Origin of the sequence: Mycobacterium sp. NPDC048908, from assembly GCF_043197955.1 — a bacterium.
Taxonomy (GTDB): Bacteria; Actinomycetota; Actinomycetes; order Mycobacteriales; family Mycobacteriaceae; genus Mycobacterium.
Genome location: NZ_JBICUE010000007.1, coordinates 1 through 14,128 on the forward strand (window position 1 = coordinate 1; position 14,128 = coordinate 14,128).

The 14,128-nt window shown below is 65.2% G+C and carries 15 protein-coding genes; 11 read left to right on the top strand and 4 right to left on the bottom strand.

The window, feature by feature from the left end; all coding sequences use genetic code 11:
- Positions 1–969: DUF222 domain-containing protein (locus tag ACGFK1_RS19025; RefSeq protein WP_393432405.1), on the bottom strand; the 969-nt coding region annotated here is incomplete at its 3' end.
- A 105-nt stretch (positions 970–1,074) separates the two neighbouring features.
- On the bottom strand, positions 1,075–3,075 hold the full coding sequence (locus ACGFK1_RS19030) for an FUSC family protein (RefSeq protein ID WP_393432407.1): 2,001 nt from the start codon (positions 3,073–3,075) through the stop codon (positions 1,075–1,077).
- A 344-nt stretch (positions 3,076–3,419) separates the two neighbouring features.
- Between ACGFK1_RS19030 and ACGFK1_RS19035 the strand changes: the two genes are divergently transcribed.
- From ACGFK1_RS19035 to ACGFK1_RS19065, 7 genes are read left to right on the top strand one after another with little or no spacing between them, the layout of a single operon-like run.
- Positions 3,420–4,256, top strand: coding sequence for an SH3-like domain-containing protein (locus ACGFK1_RS19035; protein ID WP_393432410.1), 837 nt, complete (start codon positions 3,420–3,422; stop codon positions 4,254–4,256).
- 21 nt (positions 4,257–4,277) lie between these two features.
- On the top strand, positions 4,278–5,027 hold the full coding sequence (scnC, locus tag ACGFK1_RS19040) for a thiocyanate hydrolase subunit gamma (RefSeq protein WP_393432413.1): 750 nt from the start codon (positions 4,278–4,280) through the stop codon (positions 5,025–5,027).
- Complete coding sequence (locus tag ACGFK1_RS19045; RefSeq protein WP_393432416.1) at positions 5,024–5,365, top strand: thiocyanate hydrolase; 342 nt, start codon at positions 5,024–5,026, stop codon at positions 5,363–5,365. Before scnC ends, ACGFK1_RS19045 begins: the two co-directional genes overlap by 4 nt.
- A gap of 9 nt (positions 5,366–5,374) precedes the next feature.
- Positions 5,375–6,097 (top strand): hypothetical protein, encoded by a 723-nt coding sequence (locus ACGFK1_RS19050; RefSeq protein ID WP_393432419.1) that lies wholly within the window; start codon positions 5,375–5,377, stop codon positions 6,095–6,097.
- On the top strand, positions 6,084–6,527 hold the full coding sequence (locus tag ACGFK1_RS19055) for a TIGR03618 family F420-dependent PPOX class oxidoreductase (protein ID WP_393432421.1): 444 nt from the start codon (positions 6,084–6,086) through the stop codon (positions 6,525–6,527). The genes ACGFK1_RS19050 and ACGFK1_RS19055 overlap by 14 nt, the downstream gene beginning before the upstream one ends.
- 17 nt (positions 6,528–6,544) lie before the next feature.
- The gene (locus ACGFK1_RS19060; RefSeq protein WP_393432424.1) at positions 6,545–7,303 is read left to right on the top strand and encodes an enoyl-CoA hydratase/isomerase family protein; all 759 of its coding nucleotides are present in this window, start codon (positions 6,545–6,547) and stop codon (positions 7,301–7,303) included.
- Between the two features lie 5 nt (positions 7,304–7,308).
- Entirely contained in the window at positions 7,309–8,361 is a 1,053-nt protein-coding gene (locus tag ACGFK1_RS19065; protein ID WP_393432427.1) for a phosphotransferase family protein, read from the top strand.
- Here the strand turns inward: ACGFK1_RS19065 and ACGFK1_RS19070 are convergent.
- The gene (locus ACGFK1_RS19070) at positions 8,358–8,549 is read right to left on the bottom strand and encodes a bacterioferritin-associated ferredoxin (RefSeq protein WP_393432430.1); all 192 of its coding nucleotides are present in this window, start codon (positions 8,547–8,549) and stop codon (positions 8,358–8,360) included. The two genes, ACGFK1_RS19065 and ACGFK1_RS19070, sit on opposite strands and share 4 nt — an antisense overlap.
- Positions 8,550–8,826: 277 nt before the next feature.
- On the opposite strand from ACGFK1_RS19070, the gene bfr reads away from it, so the two are divergent.
- From bfr to ACGFK1_RS19090, 4 genes are all read left to right on the top strand, one after another.
- Positions 8,827–9,312 carry a bacterioferritin gene (bfr, locus tag ACGFK1_RS19075; protein ID WP_393432433.1) on the top strand — a complete coding sequence of 162 codons (486 nt, stop codon included), beginning with the start codon at positions 8,827–8,829 and terminating at the stop codon, positions 9,310–9,312.
- Between the two features lie 66 nt (positions 9,313–9,378).
- Positions 9,379–9,861 carry a carboxymuconolactone decarboxylase family protein gene (locus ACGFK1_RS19080; RefSeq protein WP_393432436.1) on the top strand — a complete coding sequence of 161 codons (483 nt, stop codon included), beginning with the start codon at positions 9,379–9,381 and terminating at the stop codon, positions 9,859–9,861.
- A gap of 21 nt (positions 9,862–9,882) precedes the next feature.
- Positions 9,883–11,244 carry a glutamine synthetase gene (locus ACGFK1_RS19085; protein ID WP_393432439.1) on the top strand — a complete coding sequence of 454 codons (1,362 nt, stop codon included), beginning with the start codon at positions 9,883–9,885 and terminating at the stop codon, positions 11,242–11,244.
- Positions 11,241–12,353 (top strand): amidohydrolase family protein, encoded by a 1,113-nt coding sequence (locus ACGFK1_RS19090; protein ID WP_393432442.1) that lies wholly within the window; start codon positions 11,241–11,243, stop codon positions 12,351–12,353. The genes ACGFK1_RS19085 and ACGFK1_RS19090 overlap by 4 nt, the downstream gene beginning before the upstream one ends.
- Here ACGFK1_RS19090 and ACGFK1_RS19095 read toward each other — a convergent pair whose 3' ends face one another.
- Positions 12,354–14,126, bottom strand: coding sequence for an amidohydrolase family protein (locus ACGFK1_RS19095; protein ID WP_393432445.1), 1,773 nt, complete (start codon positions 14,124–14,126; stop codon positions 12,354–12,356). It lies immediately after the preceding gene.
- Positions 14,127–14,128: the final 2 nt, after the last annotated feature.

The following is a 14,128-nucleotide window of genomic DNA, read 5'->3' on the forward strand; positions in this document are numbered from 1 at the left end:
ACGCATCGGCAACCAGGTGTTCCCACCGGTGCGCGCCGGCGCCGGCATCGGCACCGCCGGATCGGTCATGGCGTTGGCGGCCTGGTTGAGTTCGGTGGCGGTGGTGCGCGCGATCACCGTCACCGGGATCCCGCGATGGCTGCCCAACCCGCCCGAGGCGATGCCGGCCTTGAGCCCGAGTTTGACTCCGTCGTGGCAACGCTGCGCGGCACTGCGGTCGTCAGGGGTTGCGTCGATGCCGCCGCCGGGCAGGTGGCGACCCGGGCGTGCGGCCGCCGCGCAGCTCTCCACGTAGGCGCGGGTTTCGGGGTCGACATAGCCGGATAGCTTCGACATTCCGTCGTGGCCTTGAGGGCCCAGCGTCAGCCCGCGCCGCCGCGCACGATCCTCATCGGTGAAGTCGCCGTCGGGGTTGAAGATCTCATCGACACGCTCGGCCAGCTTCTTGACGATCTCGGCATCAGTTTTGCGCGCCTCACCCACCAGCGAGGCCTCCACCTCGTCGCGGTCGCGCACCGACACATTGGCGGGCAGATCCTTGATCGCCTTGGCGATCACCTTCACATGGTCCTCACCGATCTGCCCGGTCGCGACGGCGGCGGCCACATACCGCAGTTGCGGTGGCAGCGGTGCACCGGACAGTTGGCGGCGCGGGCACAGCGTGGCCGCCGTTGTCATCCGGCGTTTGACCTCACCGGGGGTGATCCGCAACCGCGCGGCCAGACTGTTGACCATCCTGGGGGCCATCCTGGCCTCATCGGGCGGATCGGCGATCTGACCGAAGAACCGATACATCAACCCCCGATTGGCGCGCGCCTGGGTCTCCAACCGTTCGGCGAACCGGGTCCGATACGCATTACCTACCTCCGTCGAGCACAACTGCCGCATCTGGGCATAGGCGGCATCGACCTGATCGGCCAGCGCGTCAAACTGCTCCCGCGCCGCCGCACCGGTCATGAATTCGCCCACACCACAACGTTATCCACCACCCCCGACCAATCCCAGCGGCCAACCCGCCACCTGTGGACAAACACCAGCCTGGGGATAACCACCCCAAAATGTCACACCCACGTGCTAGGACGCGGCAGGCTGAGGACTGGTGGCGATGTCCGCAAGGTTCCTGGTGATCGCCCCGACCTCTGCGACCAGCACTCGTGCGGCGGCGTTGTCGGCCGCGAGCCTCGCACCCTGCTGGCGCACCTGCTGATGCGCCGCGGTCAACTCGGCGATGTCGACGGTCCATGGCTTGGCCGCGTTGGGTGGTCCACCACGCAGCGCGTCGACGTAATCATCCACGGCAGCAACGAATTCCGGGGTCAGCGCGGTGGATGGCTCGCTGGTCAAAGTCGCCTCCAGAGCGGTGCAGGCGCTGGTGACGCCATTCAGCGCCGCCCGATACGACCGCAGCCACCGCCGAAGCTCGCGCGAATCCGTCCGAGTCGCGCCCGACGCCGCCTCGAATGCCGCGCGTGCCCGGAACGCCCGCTGCCACGCAGAAGACAGCGATTCGGCGGGGTCATCGAGTTCGTGCACGAAGGCCTTGATCACCATTGCGGCATAGTCGATTTCGGATTTCAGCAATTCGCCCGCGCGCTGATGCAACCGGATCAGCGCATGGTCCGGAAACACGACATGGGCCACCACCGCCAGCCCGCCGCCGATGACGACCGCGAACAACAAATCCTCGACGGCCGCGCCATGTGCCGCCGCGGGATTGATGTCGAGAAGGAACGCGACCGCGGCTGCCAGCGCAGCGCTCACCGCCAGGTACCCGTACCGCGTCACCGCGTACGTCAATGCCAGAAAAAGCGCGGACACCACGGCGGCCGACGAACCGACCGGTTGCCACACCAACGTCAACAACCATGTGACAACGATTCCCAGGGCAATGCCCGCCACCCGTCCGACGCAGCGTGTGTACGTGTGAGCGGTTTCCGGGCGCAGCACCATCAGCACGGTCAACGCGATCCACTGGCCATACCCGACGACGCCGTATCGGCCTGCTGCGACAGCCAGCGCGGTGGCCGCCGTCAGCCGGACCGCGTGCCGCAGCACCGGCGACGTCCACGTCAGATGCTCACGGATCGCCGCGACGGCCGCAAGCATGGAGCCGACCAGGTCCGGACGGCGGAATTCGCCAAATCGCGACGCGAAAGCTTCGTGGAGCTGTTGTGAAAGACGCTGCGCAACAATTGATTGCGGCTCTTCCACGCCAGCTACCCCAGTATCGACGCGGGCGAGCGCATACTCGGCGTCACGCCGCGCGCTGTAGTGATGACTCGCGATGGCTTCGAGGAAATCCGCGGCTGGCACCAGCAGCGCCGTCACCGCCTCATCGCCGCCACGCATTGCACCCAGAGTCGCGGTCAGGCGCTCGGGCAACCGGTAACCGCCGTGATAGGCCAGCGGACGCCGAATCGCGTCGCTGTCGACGAAAGCCTCCCGCAGCCACGTCAGCGGTCCGACACCCACCGAAGCGGTCCTGTCGGCCGCGATGCGCCGGGCATCGCCGGCCAGTCCCTGGTAAGCGCGAGTAAGCGCTTCCCGTTGCCCGCGCCAGCGTTGGGGTGGCCACACCGCGATGAGCGCGGCCTGAATGCAGCCTGCGGCCACGGTCAGCACTATCGAAAACGCCACCGCGCCCGGCGACGAGTGAACGGGCGGCGAGATCACCAACAGGGCCGCGCCCGCCGTGGCGACCAAAGCCGGTTTACTGCCAAGCGCCCACTGCATGGCCGCCGCGAAGCACCAGAGCGCGACGGCAGCGATGAACACCACACGGTAGGGCGCGGTGATTGCACCGAGGAACACCACGAAGCCCAGTTGCAGCGACACGACGATGACGAGCGGGACGCGGCCCGCGGGGCTGTCCTGCACGGCGATCGCGCCCGCGATAGCCGCGGCGCCAGCGGCCCAGACAGCGGCTTGGGGTGAAGCGGACGCCAGCGCCACGGCCGCCACCGCGAGAAGGCCGAGCAGGCTGCGCGCCACCGCTCCGATGTCCGGTGTGGTCAACCGCAACGTCCTGGCCCATCCGCGGCCCGCCGGGGTGATCACGCCACCGCCCGTGGTCATCGCACCATTTTGGCCCCTCTGAGCGCCACAAACGGTGAACACACGCGCTGAAATTTCGGTCGACGTCGCCGCAAACTCCGGCCCGATTTAGCGAACCCGTCAAAACCTTTGTGGCACAGCGGATGCTGAACTCAGTCGGCGATTTGCCCACGTGAGGCGGCTATGAGAGGTACGGTCGGCTAACCGGATCACACGTCTCCGCCGGAGGTGCCGATGGCCGACAACGCCGACGGTGTTGCTGGTTTCCATCCGAAGTCCTGTACTCAGAGGTTTTTCCGTTGTAGCGCCGCGATCGTCCATTGCGCGCGATGGGGCGGTCTGTCCGAGAATCGAAGGGAGCCCACATGAGTACGGCCGCCGAGCGAGCCGCCCAGCTGGAACTCGTAGCCCGGCTCAAGTCCGCGTATCCGGAGCTCCCCGACGCACCGACGCCCGACATGCTCGACCATGAGCGCATCACCGCGTACCTGAAACCCGTTCACGACGTCGGCGGTGAGCCGGACGCCCCGATGAAGTACGAGAACAAACAGTACGAGCTGTGGGAGCACATGACGTACGTCATCTGTGAGGTGCTCGGGTGGCGGGGCATCTGGCTGTCGGAGGAACGCCGCCGCATCGGCAACGTCGATGTCGGTCGGGCGCAGTATCTGGGGCTGCCGTACTACGGTCGCTGGCTGATTGCGGTCGCCCGCGTCCTGGTGGAGAAGCAACACATCGGCCTCACCGAGTTGACCGAGCGCATGGCCGAGGTCAAGGAACGCTACGCAAGCGGACTCGACGGGAAAATGCCGGAGGCCAAGCCGAAGTCCGAAGGTGACGGCTCGACGGTCAAGCGCAACAACCATGCCGAGGAAGCGGAAGGGAAGGGCGATCCGCAGTGCTATGAAGGCCAGGCCGGCCCCGCCAGGTTCAAGGTCGGCGACCAGGTGGTGGTGCGTGAGCTTCCGGTGATCTTCTACACCCGCACCCCGGAGTATGTCCGCGGCGCCAGGGGCGAGATCGAGGCGGTCGCATACGAAAGCCCCGCCGCGGAGGACGAGACATGGGACCGTCCCGCGAAACCGGAATGGTTCTACATCGTCCGGTTCAACCTGGCCGAATTGTTCTACGGCTACACCGGAACGTCTCAGGACATCATCTCGACCGAAATTCCCGAGCATTGGCTCGAGGCTGCGAAATAGCTTGTCCAGGAAGGACTTCGTATGACGGACCACGACCATGACCATGACCACGACCATGACCACGACCATGACCATGACCATGACCACGAGCGCACCGTCGCGCCGATGGTGGATGAGATAACCGACTTCGAAGTGCTCGAGATCGCGCTGCGCGAACTGTGCATCGAGAAGGGGATCTTCACCGCGGAAGAACATCGCCTGATGACCGAGTTCGCCGAACAGATCGGCCCGACACCCGCCGCCCGTCTGGTCGCCAAGGCGTGGCGTGATCCCGAATTCAAGACGCTTGCGCTGGCAGAACCGATGACAGCCAGCAAGGAGGTCGGTGTCGACTGGCTGCACCCCACCGGGTGGGGGACACCGAGTGACTTCACGGCGTTCCAAATCCTCGCCGACACCCCGACGATTCACAACGTGATCGTGTGCGCACTGTGCTCGTGCTATCCCAGGCCGATCCTCGGCAATTCGCCGGAGTGGTACCGCACTCCGAATTACCGCAGGCGCCTGGTGCGGTGGCCGCGTCAGGTGCTGGCGGAGTTCGGGCTCTATCTCCCTGACGAAATCACCGTGCATGTACAGGATTCCAACCAGAAGCACCGGTTCATGGTCATGCCTCTGCAGCCGAAGGGCACCGAAGACTGGACCGAGGACCAACTGGTCGAGATCATCACGCGCGACTGCCTGATCGGGGTCGCGTTACCGAAGCCGGACGTCACCACCAATGTCATCACCGACACCAGGCCGGCGATCCATCCCGGGAACGCCGGATGAGTCAGCGCATCGAGGTCCTACAGGAGATCGTCGAACGGAATCAGACTTGGCCGGTGATGGCCGCCAAGTGGGGCGTCGAAAATCCCGTGCCGCCTTGGAAGACCAGTCTTGACGGCATGTGCGATGCGCTGGACCGCGCGTCGTGCGACGAGAGCGTCCCGAGTTTCAAGGAACGCCGCGACGAGGAGGACCAGCTGTCGGCGACGGTCTACGCCAGCCTGCCGTACCCCGAGAACCAACTCGTCGCACTGGCACATTCGTTGGTGGCACGGGGCATCATCGACGAGGCCGAGCTGAAACGACGGCTCGCCAGGATCCGGGAGAGGCTGGAGGCGTAGCGTCGTCCCGTGGAGAAAGTGATCATCACCCTACGCGACGCCGATGTCGACGAGGCGTGGTGCAGTCGCTTGCGCGAGGATGTCACTGCTGAATTGCTCGACCTCCACGTGCCGGGGCTCGTGGTCAATGCGCGCGACGATGCGGTGCGCGCCTCGCTGATGACCCTGACAACGCTGCAGCCGCCGGTGGTCGGATTCGTGACGTTGTGGACGCAGCAGTCGTACGGCGAACAGGTGCGCACCGCTATCGCTCGGCTGGAAAAGGAGTGCGAGCTGGTGGCCGGGTATCTGGTGACCGAATCGGTACCCCTTCCACCGCCGCGGACCGCCCCAGGAGACCGCACTCCCGGGCTGGCGAACGTCGCGCTTCTGCGACGGCCCGCCGGTCTCGACGACGTGACATGGCGGCACCGTTGGCACATCGATCACACTCCGGTCGCCATCGCCACCCAGTCGACGTTCGGCTACATACAGAACAAGGTGGTGCACCCGCTGACGACGGAGGCTCCCGTCATCGACGCGATCGTCGAGGAGCTCTTCCCGATCGAAGCAACCTCCGACCTGCACGCGTTCTTCGGCGCGGCCGACGACGGTGATCTGCGGGACCGAATGGAGCAAATGGTCGCCAGCACCACCGCTTTCGGCGCCAATCGTGACGTGGACACCGTGCCGACGAGCCGGTATGTCTTCCGGACGCCTTTTGCTGGGGAGGGATTCAATGACAACACTTGACGAAGCGGTCGCGCTGGCCACCGACGAGAGCGGACTCGCGATCGTCTCGACGTTGCGCGCCGACGAGACCATCCAGACCTCACTCGTCAATGTCGGGAAGCTGGCACATCCGGCAACCGGGGACGAAGTGCTCGGCTTCGTCACCTACGGAAAGGTGAAGCTGGCGAATCTGCGGGCGCGTCCCCAGCTGACGGTCACTTACCGCAAGGGCTGGATGTGGGCGGCGGTCGAGGGCCGCGCCGAGCTCGCGGGGCCCGACGATACCGCGCCTTGGCTCGCCGATGCCGAGCAGCTCCGGCTGCTGCTTCGCGAGGTGTTCACCGCGGCCGGCGGCACGCACGACGACTGGGATGAATACGACAGGGTGATGGCCGAACAGCGCCGCACCGTGGTGCTGATCGCACCCACCCGCGTCTACAGCAACGGCTGACCCATTACGCTGCTGGCGTGGTCCTGCAAATCTCCGACGAGAGCCGGGTGCGCACGCTCACCCTGAACCGGCCGGAAGCGCTGAATGCGTTCAACGAGGAGCTGTATCACGCAACCGCGATTGCGTTGCGCGAGGCCGCAACCGATCCCGAGGTGGCGGTCGTGTTGCTGACCGGTGTTGGACGCGCATTTTCGGCCGGTAACGACCTCAAGGAGATGCACCGGCGCATCACCGATCCCGAGTTCAACTCGCAGGGCAGCCACTTCACCACCATGATCGAGGCACTCACCGACCTGCCCAAGCCGCTGATCTGCGCGGTCAACGGGGTCGGAGTCGGCATCGGCGCAACGGTTATTGGCTATTCCGACCTGGTTTTCATGTCCTCGACCGCGCGGCTGAAGACGCCGTTCACCAGCTTGGGGGTTGCGCCCGAAGCAGCGTCGTCATACCTGTTGCCTCAGTTGATAGGCAGGCAGAACGCCGCGTGGCTGTTGATGTCCTCGGAGTGGGTCGACGCGACCGAGGCGCACCGGATGGGGCTGGCGTGGAAGGTGTGCGAACCCGACGACCTACTGCCGGAAGCGCGACGGCATGCCGAAATCCTCGCCTCCCGACCCATTCCCAGTCTGATGGCGGTCAAGCGGACGATCGTGGAACCGGTTCGCGGGGAGATTGCGGCGGCGACCGCACGAGAGATCGCACACTTCGCCGAGCTTCTCGGGGGCGCGGCCAACGCCGACGCGCTGGCCGACTTCACGCAGAAGAGAACGAACTGATTCTGATGGATTCCCGTCCCGCCGCGGACGAGATCGTCTCGCTTCTCGAGCCGATCGTACGACGGCGGATTCCGGGAGCGGCCGACGCCCGCATCGTCAACTGGCGTCCCGCCGACCGCGGGCTGTCCACCGAGACGTTCGTGTTCGACCTCGAACGGGACGGCAGAACCGGACCAACGACACTGCAACGGTTGGTGTTTCGGCGGCCGCCCGCTGTCAGCCTCTACCCGGATTACGACCTGACGCGTCAGGTGATGGTGATGAACCGGCTGCGTGACACCCCGATTCCGGTGCCGACCGTGTGCTGGTTGGACCGCCAGTCCGACGATCTCGGAACGCCCTACTTCGTGATGGAACAAGTTCGGACAATTGGCAGCGCGAGCGATTTCCCGTCGTATCACCTGGACGGCTTGTATTTCGACGCGACGCCCGACCAACGAGCCACCATGTGGTGGGGGTGCGTGCAGACGATCGCCGACGTGCACGCATTGGACTGGCGCGGCCTGCGGCTGGACAAGCTGATGGCGCCGCGACGGGGAGAGCAACCGCTGCAGCAGGCCGTCGAGTACTTGGATGAGGTGCTCGCCTGGGGCTCGGCACAGAGCAGCTATCCGGAGCTTTTCGACGCGGCGGAGTGGTTGCGCCAGAACATCTACGAGCCCGAACACCTGGTGCTGTGCTGGGGTGACAGCAGGCTGTCGAACATCCTCTACGGGCCACAGTTTGAAGTCGCCGCGGTGCTGGACTGGGAACTCGCCTGTATCGGTGATCACGAGGCGGACCTGGCGTGGCTGCTGTTCGTGGACTGGGCCTGCTCGGAGTACCAGGGGGTGGCGCGGTTGACAGGCACGCCGAGCCGTGAGGAAACCGTGGCTCGCTATGAACACATGTCCGGCAGGGGGGTCTGCAATCTGCGTTACAACGAGGTGCTCGCGGCGGTCCAGATGGGCATTCCGGTGTCCCGACTGGAAAGTCGGCTCCGCGATCAGGGACTGCTGACCGCGGAATCCGATCTCGCGGGATTCTGTGTCGAACGGGTCCGACAGCTGTTGGGTTAGTGGCTGACCGGTTCGGATGCGCGGTTGGCGTAGTGGGCTTCGATCAACGCGCGCAGGGTTCGGCGGCAACGGCCGCAGTCACCACCCGCACCACAGGCCTCGGCAATTTGTCTGGACGTCGTCGCGCCGTTCGCCACGACTTCGCTGACCGCGTGGCTGGTCGTACCCGTGCAGAGGCAAACGAACATGGATCAGAACCGCTCGCCGATTCGGAAATCGCAGGCAAGAATGAGTGAGAGTGAATCGGACTCACTCATCGTTTCCCCTGTCTGATCGAGGTGGCTGGCGGTGTTAGCGCAGTCTAACCTTACTTAGCGTAGCCAGTCCAGAGTAGGTGGTGACGAGGGCCAAAACACGTCTGCCTCCAGCCCATATGGCGGCCCTCGGAGTGGCGCCTGCACTAGATTGATGGGGCACCACGGACCGCGCAGCTTCACTCAGCCCCCACGTTGCATAGGAGCGACCATGCAAGGCGATGCCGATGTTCTGAAACTGCTCAACGAGCAGTTGACGAGCGAACTCACGGCGATCAACCAGTATTTCTTGCACTCCAAAATGCAGGCTAATTGGGGATTCACCGAAATCGCCGAGCACACCCGCAAAGAATCGTTCGAAGAAATGCAGCATGCGGAGGCGATCACCGACCGCATTCTCATTCTGGACGGGCTGCCGAATTATCAGCGACTGTTCTCACTGCGGGTCGGTCAAACCCTGCGCGAGCAGTTCGAAGCCGACCTCGCCATCGAGTACGAAGTGATGGCGCGGCTGAAGCCGGGCATCGTGATGTGTCGCGAGAAGGAAGACGCGACCACAGCGAATCTGTTCGAGAGAATCCTCGCCGATGAAGAGGAACACATCGATTACCTCGAGACCCAGTTGCAGCTGATGGACAAGCTGGGCGAGCAGCTGTACCTGGCGCAGTGCGTGTCGCGGCCGCCGTCTTCCCTTTAGCAGCGACCGGGACCAGTTTCTAGAACGCGTTCCAATTCTGCCGTCTCGGCACGTATTATTCGGGCCATGAGCCGGATCGGACCTCTCGCTGACGACGACGCGGCCGGTTGGGTGACGAAATCCCCTGACATCGGTGTCGCCATGGCCAGGTTCACCAACGCGGTGTACACCAAGAACCGACTGCCGATGCGGGTGCGTGAGTTGGCTCGGATGGTCATCGCCCTCGACAACGAATGCGTCGTGTGCCAGAACACCCGCGACTCCGAAGGCATCGCCGCCGGCGTCGACGAGGATCTGTACGACCATGCCGCCGAGTGGCGGACCTGGCCGGGCTACAGCGCGCAGGAACGGATCGCGGCCGAATTCGCCGAGCGCTTCGCCGGCGATCACACCGGACTTCGCGACGACGAGGACTTCTGGACGCGCTGCAGCGAGCACTTCAGCGACGAACTGCTCACGGATCTCGCGCTGTCGTGCGCGATGTGGCTCGGCATGGGCCGGATGCTGCGCACGCTCGACATCGGCCAAAGCTGCAAGATCACGCTGTAACTCGGGTCGCATCATTGGACAATGGCTGTCATGGCAGCCAAACCGCTCGCCGCCGCGGCGATCGCCCAACTGGAAGCCGACGGAGTCGCCACGCTGATCGGGACGGTCGTCAACCCGGCCGGCCTCACGCACGCCAAAACCGTGCCGCTTCGACGGATGGGCACGTTCGCCGACCCCGGCCTCGGCGCCAGCCCCGTCTGGCATGTCTTCGCCATCGATCAAGTCGGCACCGTCTTCGGTGAGCGAACCGGCGTGGTGGGGGATCAGCGGATCAGAATCGACCTGGGCGCGCTACGCATCCTTGGTGACGGATTGGCTTGGGCCCCAGGCGCTTTCTTCAATCAAGACGGCTCACCGGATCCGTATTGCACCAGGGGTGCGCTGAGCCGGATGGAGGACCGGCTTGCCGACGCAGGCATCGACGCGGTCGTCGGTCATGAGGTGGAATTCGTTCTCGTCGGGCCCGACGGCAGTCAGCTGCCGTCGCATCTGTGGGCGCAGTACGGGCTGGCCGGGGTGCTGGAGTTCGAAGGCTTCGTCCGAGACGTGACGAACGCCGCCACGACGTCAGGCGTCGCCATCGAGCAGTTCCATCCCGAGTATGGACGCAACCAGTTCGAGATCTCGCTGTCACCACTTTCACCTGTCGCCGCCGCCGACCAGCTGGTCCTGATCCGCATCATCATCGGCAGAGTGGCCAGGCGATACGGCTTGCGGGTCAGCCTGTCACCGGTGCCCTTTGCCGGCAGCGTCGGATCTGGTGCACATCAACATTTTTCGATGAAGCGAGATGAGACGCCGTTGTTCTCCGGCGGTGAGAAGGCAGGTGGGATGACAGCCGAGGGGGAGTCGGCCGTCGCCGGTCTACTCGCCGGGCTGGCCGAAGCGCAGGGCATCCTGTCCGGCTCTGTGGTGTCGGGACTGCGTATGCAGCCAGGACTCTGGTCGGGTGCATATGTCTGCTGGGGCACCGAAAACCGGGAAGCCGCAGTGCGGTACCTGATCGGCGGCTCGAGCAATCCGCAAGGAGCCAACGTGGAGGTGAAGGTCATCGACCCGTCGGCCAATCCGTATCTCGCGACTGCCGCAATACTGGGACTCGCCCTCGACGGCATCGAGCGCGAGCTGCGGCTACCGCCGGAGACCACCGTCGACCCTGCCAAGCTCACCGCTGAACAGCGGGCACAGGCCGGTACCAAACTGCTGGCCAGCAAGCAGGCCGACGCGCTTGATGCGCTGGACGAATCCGCGTTGATGCGTGGCATTCTCGGCGACGAACCGGTCGATGCCGTGCTGGCCGTCCGGCGTTACGAGCTTCGGACATACGGCAATCTGAGCGCTGACGAACTCGCCGAAAAGTTCCGGTTGGCGTGGAGTGTATGAGGTTGTCTCTGCTGGCCGAGCACATCGAGACCGTGCCGCTGGTCGACCATCATGTGCACGGCTGCTGGCTGGACCCGCCGGACCGGACACGGTTCGAGAACGGGCTCAACGAGGCCAACACCGATCCTCTCGCCGACTTCGACTCGGCGTTCGACACCCAACTCGGATTCGCCGTCCGCGCTCACTGTGCACCGCTGCTGGGATTGCCGCGACACGTCGACGCCGACTCGTACTGGAGTCGCCGCAGTCAACACTCCGAAGACGCTCTGGCCAGGCTGTTCCTGTCACATGCCAAGGTGTCGGATTGGTTGGTGGACACCGGATTCGCCGACGGGGTTGCCGATCTCGACGTCGTCGCGGAGCTGTCGGACGGATACGTACACGAAATCGTCAGGCTGGAATCGGTGGCGGAGGCCGCCGTTACGTCGGACGAAGACTACGCGTGTGCGTTCACGCGGATTCTGGACGAGCGGGCAGCGACGGCGATCGCCACCAAATCGATACTGGCGTACCGCGGCGGTTTCGACGGCGACCTGTCCGCACCGACGGCCGCGGAGGTGGCGGACGCGGCGGGTCGGTGGCGGGACAGCGGGCAGACTCGGCTGACCGACCGGGTGCTGTTGCGGTTCGGGCTGCATCAGGCCCTGCGCCTCGGCAAGCCGCTACAGTTTCATGTCGGCTTCGGGGACCGCGACTGCGACTTGGCCAAGGTAAATCCGCTGCATCTGCGTGATTTCCTGCGCACAAGCGGAGACACCCCGATCATGCTGCTGCACTGCTATCCGTACGAACGCGAGGCAGGCTATCTCGCGCAGGCGTACAACAACGTCTACCTCGACGGTGGGCTCGCGATCAACCACCTCGGTGCGCGCTCGGGGCCTTTCATCGGTCGCCTGCTGGAGCTGGCGCCGTTCCGGAAGATCCTCTACTCGTCGGATGCGTTCGGCCCACCCGAACTGCATTACCTCGGGGCCAGATTGTGGCGGGACGGGATGCGACACGTGCTTCAGGGTTTCGTCGACGCGCGAGAATGGAGCGAAGCCGAAGCGATACGGGTGGTGGACATGATCGCGCACGGCAACGCGAACCGCGTCTATGCGCTCGCCTGACTACCGCACGCCGCGGATCAACCTGCCCGGCCTCGCGCCGGTGTCCACGCCGCCGCGTCGGGTGACCGCTCCACTGACCACGGTCGCTAGGTATCCGCTGGCGCCCTGGATCAGCCGTCGGCCGCCAGCCGGAAGGTCGTAAACCATTCGGGGAAGGTCCAGCGCCAGCGCGTCCATGTCGATGACGTTGAGGTCGGCCTTCTTGCCCACCTCGATCACTCCGCGATCGGACAAACCGAAAAGCGTTGCAGTATCACGGGTTTGCTTTCGCACCGCATACTCCAGCGACAGCTTGGGACCGCGGTGGCGGTCGCGCGCCCAATGCGAGAGCAGGAACGTCGGATAGGAGGCGTCGCAAATCAGGCCGCAGTGCGCTCCGCCGTCGGACAGCCCCGACACGGCAGCGGGGTGGGTGAGCATCTCGTAGATGGCGTCGTGGTTGCCCTCTGCGTAGTTGTAGAACGGCAGCATCAGCATCGCCCCGGCGTCGCATTCGAGCATCAGGTCGTACATCGTGGCCAACGCGTTTTCCCCGCGTCGCTCGGCGATCGCCGCGACGGTCTGATCGGCTGTGGGTTCATAGTCGAGCGGGAAGCCGAGCGGATACATGTTGTCGGCACTGTGCTGAATCAGGCCGTACATCGCGTCGAACAACACGGTCGGGTCCGGCGCCAGATCGGGCTCCGCCAGTATCGCGGCACGTACGGCCGGATCCGCCAGCCGGTGGGACAATTCGTCGCGGTCGAGTTCGGCCTTCAACTGGCGGAAGGTGGGGCGATGCGTGAACGCGTGGTATCCGGGAAAGCCGAACAACATGCCGAACGGCCGCGCCGCGATCTGGGCGTAGACCTCGACACCGTTCTCGAGTGCCTTGCCCGCGCGCTCGAGCATCTCTCGCCACAGGTCAGGAGCGCCCGGCGTCTGGATCATCGCGAACGACACCGGCCGCTCGATCTCGACCGCCAGCTTGACCATCCATTCGAGTTCTCGTAGCGACGCCTCGGCGGGGCTTTCCCCGGCGACGCCTTGCGGGGCCACCTCGAAGACGGCACGGCCGGCCGCGGCCATCGCCCGGCCCAGGCCGAACAACTCGCGCTCGGCGGCGTAGGTGCCCGGCACGGCCTGACCGTCGACCGCGCGATGCCCTTCCGTGCGGGACGTCGAGAAACCAAGCGCGCCGGCCTCGATGGCCTCCTCGACGATGCGGGCCATCGCGGCGATGTCGTCGTCGGTCGCCTCCTCGTTACGGGCCCCTCGGTCGCCCATGGCGTAGCCGCGGACCGCGCCGTGCGCGATCTGCGTACCGAAATCGACTGCCAACGGCCGCTTTTCGATCGCGTCCAGATACTCGGGGAAGCTCTCCCACTCCCAGGTGATGCCCTCGGCCAGCGCCGAACCCGGAATGTCTTCGACGCCTTCCATCAACTCGATGAGCCACTGCTCACGACCGGGCGTCACCGGGGCGAAGCCGACGCCACAGTTCCCGCCGACCACGGTGGTGACGCCATGCAGGCTGGACGGCGCCAGTAGCGGATCCCAACTGACCTGGCCGTCGTAGTGGGTGTGGATGTCGACGAACCCCGGCGTGACGATGCGCCCTGCTGCATCGATCGTCTCGGCAGCCGGGTACTCGAACCCTTCCAGCCCTGGGTCGTCACCGGTTCGCCTGCGCACCTCAGCGATTCGACCGTCCTTGATGCCGATGTCGGCGGCGAACCGGTCGGCTCCTGTTCCGTCGACGACCGTTGCGCCGGTGATCTTCAGATCAAACATCG

Coding starts and splice junctions, on each gene's coding strand:
- ACGFK1_RS19030 (WP_393432407.1), bottom strand. CDS start 3,075: ATGACCACGGGCGGTGGCGTGATCACCCCGGCGGGCCGCGGATGGGCC.
- ACGFK1_RS19035 (WP_393432410.1), top strand. CDS start 3,420: ATGAGTACGGCCGCCGAGCGAGCCGCCCAGCTGGAACTCGTAGCCCGG.
- scnC (WP_393432413.1), top strand. CDS start 4,278: ATGACGGACCACGACCATGACCATGACCACGACCATGACCACGACCAT.
- ACGFK1_RS19045 (WP_393432416.1), top strand. CDS start 5,024: ATGAGTCAGCGCATCGAGGTCCTACAGGAGATCGTCGAACGGAATCAG.
- ACGFK1_RS19055 (WP_393432421.1), top strand. CDS start 6,084: ATGACAACACTTGACGAAGCGGTCGCGCTGGCCACCGACGAGAGCGGA.
- ACGFK1_RS19065 (WP_393432427.1), top strand. CDS start 7,309: ATGGATTCCCGTCCCGCCGCGGACGAGATCGTCTCGCTTCTCGAGCCG.
- ACGFK1_RS19070 (WP_393432430.1), bottom strand. CDS start 8,549: ATGTTCGTTTGCCTCTGCACGGGTACGACCAGCCACGCGGTCAGCGAA.
- bfr (WP_393432433.1), top strand. CDS start 8,827: ATGCAAGGCGATGCCGATGTTCTGAAACTGCTCAACGAGCAGTTGACG.
- ACGFK1_RS19080 (WP_393432436.1), top strand. CDS start 9,379: ATGAGCCGGATCGGACCTCTCGCTGACGACGACGCGGCCGGTTGGGTG.
- ACGFK1_RS19085 (WP_393432439.1), top strand. CDS start 9,883: ATGGCTGTCATGGCAGCCAAACCGCTCGCCGCCGCGGCGATCGCCCAA.
- ACGFK1_RS19090 (WP_393432442.1), top strand. CDS start 11,241: ATGAGGTTGTCTCTGCTGGCCGAGCACATCGAGACCGTGCCGCTGGTC.
- ACGFK1_RS19095 (WP_393432445.1), bottom strand. CDS start 14,126: ATGTTTGATCTGAAGATCACCGGCGCAACGGTCGTCGACGGAACAGGA.